This is a genomic window from candidate division WOR-3 bacterium (assembly GCA_026418155.1).
Classification (GTDB): Bacteria; Hydrothermota; Tepidihabitantia; order Tepidihabitantales; family CAIPLT01; genus JAOABV01.
In genome coordinates this window covers 1-5,643 of sequence record JAOABV010000079.1, presented here as the reverse complement: position 1 = coordinate 5,643, position 5,643 = coordinate 1, and the positions used below count along the sequence as shown (strand labels likewise).

The window sequence follows — 5,643 nt, the reverse complement described above, 5'->3', positions numbered from 1 at the left end:
TCTTTGAGATGATTAAACCATTTGCCTATAAGATAATCTACTGCATTCTCCAGTAGATTGGCTTAAGGACAACCTATTACGCCCATCAGGTCGTTAAGAAAGTTTATAGAAAGAAAAATAAGGTGTTTTCCTAATATTAATAGTAAGAATTGACTTTTTCAGCGTTATCTCTCAATTATACTTTTGCTCTCCTCAAATCGAATCTTCTATTCTTATTTTAATATAAACATTAAAATCAATCCGGCACATCCCAATATCCAACAATAATAGGCAAACTTGTGAATTTGCTTTTTAATGACGATTTTCCTTAAGATACTCAATGCAATGATACCACTGATGCAAGAAAATATAATTGTTACGCTGAAAGGTATAAGGGCTAAATTAGTTGTAATATCTTTTAAGACTAATATGTTCGCACCAATTACTGCAGGAATTGACAATAAGAAGGAAAATTCAAAACTTTCTTCTCTTGCAATGCCTAAAAATAATGCAATGGATATTGTCAGACCTGAGCGCGAAATCCCTGGTAATAATGCAATTGCTTGGGCAATGCCAATTAATAATGCGTCAAGATAATTTGTCTTTGTTTTTTTCTCTTTAGCAAATCTTGTGAGAAATAAGATACAACCTGTTACAATCAGAAAAAATAAAGCATAGATTGGATTTTTAAATAGTAGGTCAATCGAATTTTTTGTAATCAGTCCAATAATTGCTATGGGAAATGTGCCAATGATAATTGCAACAATTAATGAGATATTCTCTTTCTGTCTCTGTTTGTCTTGCTTTTGGAATGTGAATTTAAATATCTCTCCTATTCTTTGGGCAAAAAATATTATAAGTGCTAAGGTTGTGCCTAAATGTAAGAATGCAGTGTAAGTCATTCGTTGTGTTTCGGAGAATTTTACCAGATGCTCGATTAATGCCAGATGCCCAGAACTGGATATTGGTAAGAATTCAGTTAGTCCTTGGATTATGCTTAAAAGGATTAAGGTGAGAATTGACATTAACTATTAATTAAAATTGTTGCTATGCATTAATTACAATTGACATTTTGAACATTGATTAAGATTGTGTGCTGAGTATTAGTATATCAGTATAATTGAGATTTGAATATTGATTAAGGTTGTCGCTATTAATTAGTGTAATTGCCATTTGAATATTGGGTAAGATTGTTCAGTATGTTTGAATTGTGATGAAGATTTAAAGAATGTCTGGTTTAGAATCGTTAAGTTGTCTTTTCTAATCTAAAAACAGATATGGTCGCCATTCTGGCGGGACCGTGCCTAAACTATTAACGACAAAAGTAAAGTAAGAAGGTTTTTTGGGTTTTCTTAAAAGTTTCAATCCGCGTTCGCGATAAGAGGCGCTACCTTTTTTGGTATTACATTCAACGCAAGCACACACCAAATTTTCCCAAGAGTCAGTTCCGCCTTTTCCTTTGGGGATTACATGGTCAGTAGTCATTGGTCCTTGTTTTTTACCACAATACTGGCACTGATAATTATCGCGTCTGAGGATATTCTTTTTACTTAAAGGAATTTCGCGTCGAGTAATTTTGATATAGTGATTCAGTCTTAGGACACTGGGAACTGGCATCCAGTTAGAAACAGAGCGCACTATCATTCCGTTATAAGGTTCAACCATTTCGGCTTTACCTTTATACATTAAGACTAATGCTCGCCGCGTTCGGCAGAGCGTAATTGGCTCGTAATTTTGATTCAGTACCAAAACATCCTTTTTCAACATACCTTTAACAATTATTTATTGTTTTCTTCAATCTTTATACCTCGAAACCAAAGTTCTTCTTTAATCTTATCCATTATAACTTTACATCGTTCAATTTCATTCTTGGCATATCGATAATAGAAATCACCAACTGGAATCATTTGATACTGTTTTGAAGCATTTTTATAATAGTTATACGCCTCTTTTAGTTTTTTATCCTTATTAGCAATTTCACCTTGTCGTCGATATAAATCACCTAAAAGCACGTAAGCAACATAGAGTTTTGCATCTTGGGCTAAGACTGCTTTCAGGTCTTTTTCGGCTTGACTGAAATTGCCTTGTCTAATCAATAAATCCGCATTATAAATTATCGGTAATGGGTCATTAGGCACAAGTTCTGATGCGCGTTTGAATTGTTTTTTGGCTTCAGTGTAATTTTTCTGATTAAGATAGATTTTACCGATATCAAGAATTACCCGCCAATCATCTGGTTTTTTATTTAAGACTGTTTGATAGTCAGCCAATGCTTCTTTGTATTTGCCTAGTTCTGCATAGGCATCCCCGCGTTTCTTAACAATATCAATTGCTTCTGGATATTTTAACAGACATGGACAATAGGCATCGATTGCTTCTTGGTAACGACCCTGCTTAAATAGAAAATCGCCCCAATTTTTCAAAACGGTTAGGTCTTCAGGAAATCGCTGTAATGCCTCACGATAAGTGGCTTCGGCATCAGCATCTTTTCCAGAGCGGACATAAACTTCAGCCAATCCTAAATACAATTCAGCAAAATTCGGGTCAACTTTTATCCCGTCTCTATATACTGCGACCGCATCGTCAAACTTACCCATTACGACAAACAAATCACCTAAGGCTTCATAACCTTTACTATTTGATGGCGAAAGTCTTATTGCCTTTCGAAAATAATTTTCCGCATTAGTTGCATCGCGTTTTTCTCGATAGGTATTGCCAACCGCAATATAAGCATCATAAAAAGTAGAATCGTAAGATAATGCGTTCAGGAAGTTTTCTAATGCCGAATCAAAGTTTCTCTGTTTAAAATATTCGGCACCGATACTGTAATATTTCATTGCTTCTTCTTTTCGTGCCTTAAGTTCTTCTTCAGTATATTTTTTTACTGTTGGCGCTGCGCAAGTAATTATCAGCATTACACTAAACAATACTAATAGAATGGTAGTTCTTTTAATATTCATTTTATTATCCTTTCATTTTTGAATTTACAATTTATCGCTATTATTTATTTTATTTATTATAAATTTTTCTATGTTCAAGCAAAATGGAGCTGACGGGATTCGAACCCGTGACCTTTTGACTGCCAGTCAAACGCGCTCCCAACTGCGCCACAGCCCCATTAAAAAATATTAGTCTCAAAAAGACAAATTGTCAATATCTGACTTTATGTTTAATAAAAAATCTATAATTATCCTAAATTTATTTTTGATTAAATCCATTTATTAAACAGACACTTTGTAAATACTTAACTTAATGTTTACCTTAAAAAACATATGCTTTGTTCTGATTTTCGCCAATGTTGAGCTAAAGCTAGACCATCAATGCTTGACTTATACTGATTTATGTGTTAAATATATCTTAAAATATTATGAAACGGCTAACCCAAATTCTACTTTTTTCTTTCTGCGTTTTATTTTTCTTAGCAACATCATTTGCTCGAGCATTAGCGTTACCGCCCCAAAATATTCAATTAGTCAAACCAGTGATTGGTAATGAAGATTTATCCGGTGATAATCAGGTTGCCGAAGTTTTCAGTTATATCAAGAAACCATTAGTCATTCAAGTGTTAAATGCCAATGGCATTCCTTTAGCAAACCAATTAGTTAAGTTCACTGTGCTGGCTGAACCTTTAGAAAACATCTACTCTAATAAACGTGCCCAGATTATAGATTCAATTGTCAAAACTGATAAATCCGGTTATGCCAAGACCAAATTAAAACTTGGCGGTGCACCTGGTGAGTACCGAATTTTAGCCAAATCTGGTGATGCTGACTATATTTTTTCTGTTACTGCTCTTGCTCAAAGATGGTATTTATCCGTAATCTTTGGCTTAGCCGGTGGCTTATGTTTCTTTTTGTTTGGGCTATATTATGGTAGCAAAGGTCTAAGAAGATTGGCTGGTGGCACTTTGCGCGAAATTGTATTTAATCTCACCAAACATCGCTTCTTTGGTGTTTCCATTGGAATGTTAGTGACAATGATTTTCCAATCTTCAACTGCCACTTCAGTATTACTAATTAGTTTTGCCAGCACTGGTTTAATAGGATTATCTCAGGCTTTAGCGGTAATTCTTGGTGCTGATATTGGCACAACCTTCACTGCCCAGATTTTAGCATTTAAATTATATGATTATGCACTTTTCATTATTATTGCAGGTTTTTTTCTGATGAACTCTTATAAAAAAATCAAAGACATTGGTCAAGCCATTTTTGGATTTGGTTTAGTCTTTTTTGCTATCAAATTAGTCTTTGAAGTTTCTGGTCCCTTAAAATATTTTCCTGGATTTATTAATGCTCTTGTCGCGTTTAGTAATTATCCATTATTAGGAATCATTATTTCAATGATATTTACTTTCTTAGTCCATTCCTCAGCTGCCACAATTGGTATTGCCGTCGGTTTATCCTTCAGTGGTTTAATTACCTTAAAATCTGCTTTACCCATAATTTTGGGTGCTAACTTAGGAACAAGTTTTTCACCGCTTTTTGCTAGTCTTAAAGGAAGTTTAGAGGCTCGCCGAGTTGCATTAGGACATACGATATTCAAGTTAATCATCGTTTTACTCCTTTTACCTTTTATCAATCAACTGACCACTCTTATTTCTCATTTATCCGGTTCGTTGCCCCGTCAAATTGCGAATGCCCATACTTTAGTGAATATCTTTGCCTGTATCTTATTCTTACCATTTCTAAAACCATTTGAGAAGTTGCTAAAACTACTTCTGCCTGATAAATTAAGAGAAAAGTATGAAATTACTCCCTTATATTTAGATACTACGGTTTTAGACGCTCCGGCAATGGCATTAGCCCAAGCCCATCGCGAAGTGCTTCGGATGGGAGATATTGTTTACGATATGGTTAAACGCAGTCTTGATGTTTTTCTTAACAACGACAAAGAAGGTCGCAAAGAAATCGCCCTTACTGATGATAAAGTTGACACTTTGGAAAAAAATATCACCAACTATCTTACAAAACTATCCAGTTCTGAAATGACGCCGGAATTATCTCAAAAAAATATCGCTTTATTATATATTGTTGACGATTTAGAACACATTGGCGATATTGTCTCTAAATCCTTGATGGCATACACGAAGAAAAAGATTGACTACAGTCTACAATTTTCCGAACAAGGATTACAGGAACTTGCTGAATTTCACCAGTGTGTCTTAGAAACAATAAAATTATCTTTAGCCAGTTTATCTACTTGGGATAAAGAATTGGCACAAAAGGCAGTTAACCGGAGAGACTTTGGTAATCAAAAACTACAGGAACTTCATAATCGCCATTTGGAACGAATGCGAGCCGGATTAAAGGAGAGTATTGACACCAGTACAATCCATTTAGACTATATATCCGATTTGGAACGTATTAATTTTCACGGTGCGAAAATTGGAATGTCGATTTTACAAGCCTTGTCCGAAACTCCACCACCTTTTTCAACTACTAACAATCAATAAGTCGATTTATAAACTGTTTTCAAAAAACAGTTAGATTGTTCCGTTATTTTGTAGACAACTTAGAACAAATTAAACCTAAAATGCACTAATCTTATTCTTGACATCTTTTGCTATATTGATATTATATTATGTTCTTTAATACACATAGAACTTCGGGGAGTAGCGCAGCTCGGTTTAGCGCACCACGCTTGGGACGTGGGGGTCGCTGGTTC

At 34.8% G+C, this 5,643-nt stretch carries 4 protein-coding genes and 1 tRNA gene; 1 reads left to right on the top strand and 4 read right to left on the bottom strand.

The window, feature by feature from the left end:
• Positions 1–212: 212 nt before the first annotated feature.
• The 4 genes from N2201_07225 to N2201_07210 form a co-directional block, all read right to left on the bottom strand.
• Positions 213–1,004 carry an undecaprenyl-diphosphate phosphatase gene (locus N2201_07225; protein MCX7785989.1) on the bottom strand — a complete coding sequence of 264 codons (792 nt, stop codon included), beginning with the start codon at positions 1,002–1,004 and terminating at the stop codon, positions 213–215.
• Between the two features lie 235 nt (positions 1,005–1,239).
• Entirely contained in the window at positions 1,240–1,746 is a 507-nt protein-coding gene (locus tag N2201_07220; protein MCX7785988.1) for an HNH endonuclease, read from the bottom strand.
• A gap of 11 nt (positions 1,747–1,757) precedes the next feature.
• The gene (locus N2201_07215; protein MCX7785987.1) at positions 1,758–2,939 is read right to left on the bottom strand and encodes a tetratricopeptide repeat protein; all 1,182 of its coding nucleotides are present in this window, start codon (positions 2,937–2,939) and stop codon (positions 1,758–1,760) included.
• A gap of 84 nt (positions 2,940–3,023) precedes the next feature.
• Positions 3,024–3,096: transfer RNA gene (locus tag N2201_07210), tRNA-Ala, on the bottom strand.
• 250 nt (positions 3,097–3,346) lie between these two features.
• Between N2201_07210 and N2201_07205 the strand changes: the two genes are divergently transcribed.
• On the top strand, positions 3,347–5,431 hold the full coding sequence (locus N2201_07205; GenBank protein MCX7785986.1) for a Na/Pi symporter: 2,085 nt from the start codon (positions 3,347–3,349) through the stop codon (positions 5,429–5,431).
• The last annotated feature ends 212 nt before the right edge of the window (positions 5,432–5,643 follow it).

Bases quoted from the DNA above. Each gene is read 5' to 3' on its own strand.
- N2201_07225 (MCX7785989.1), bottom strand. From the start codon at position 1,004: ATGTCAATTCTCACCTTAATCCTTTTAAGCATAATCCAAGGACTAACT.
- N2201_07220 (MCX7785988.1), bottom strand. From the start codon at position 1,746: ATGTTGAAAAAGGATGTTTTGGTACTGAATCAAAATTACGAGCCAATT.
- N2201_07215 (MCX7785987.1), bottom strand. From the start codon at position 2,939: ATGAATATTAAAAGAACTACCATTCTATTAGTATTGTTTAGTGTAATG.
- N2201_07205 (MCX7785986.1), top strand. From the start codon at position 3,347: ATGAAACGGCTAACCCAAATTCTACTTTTTTCTTTCTGCGTTTTATTT.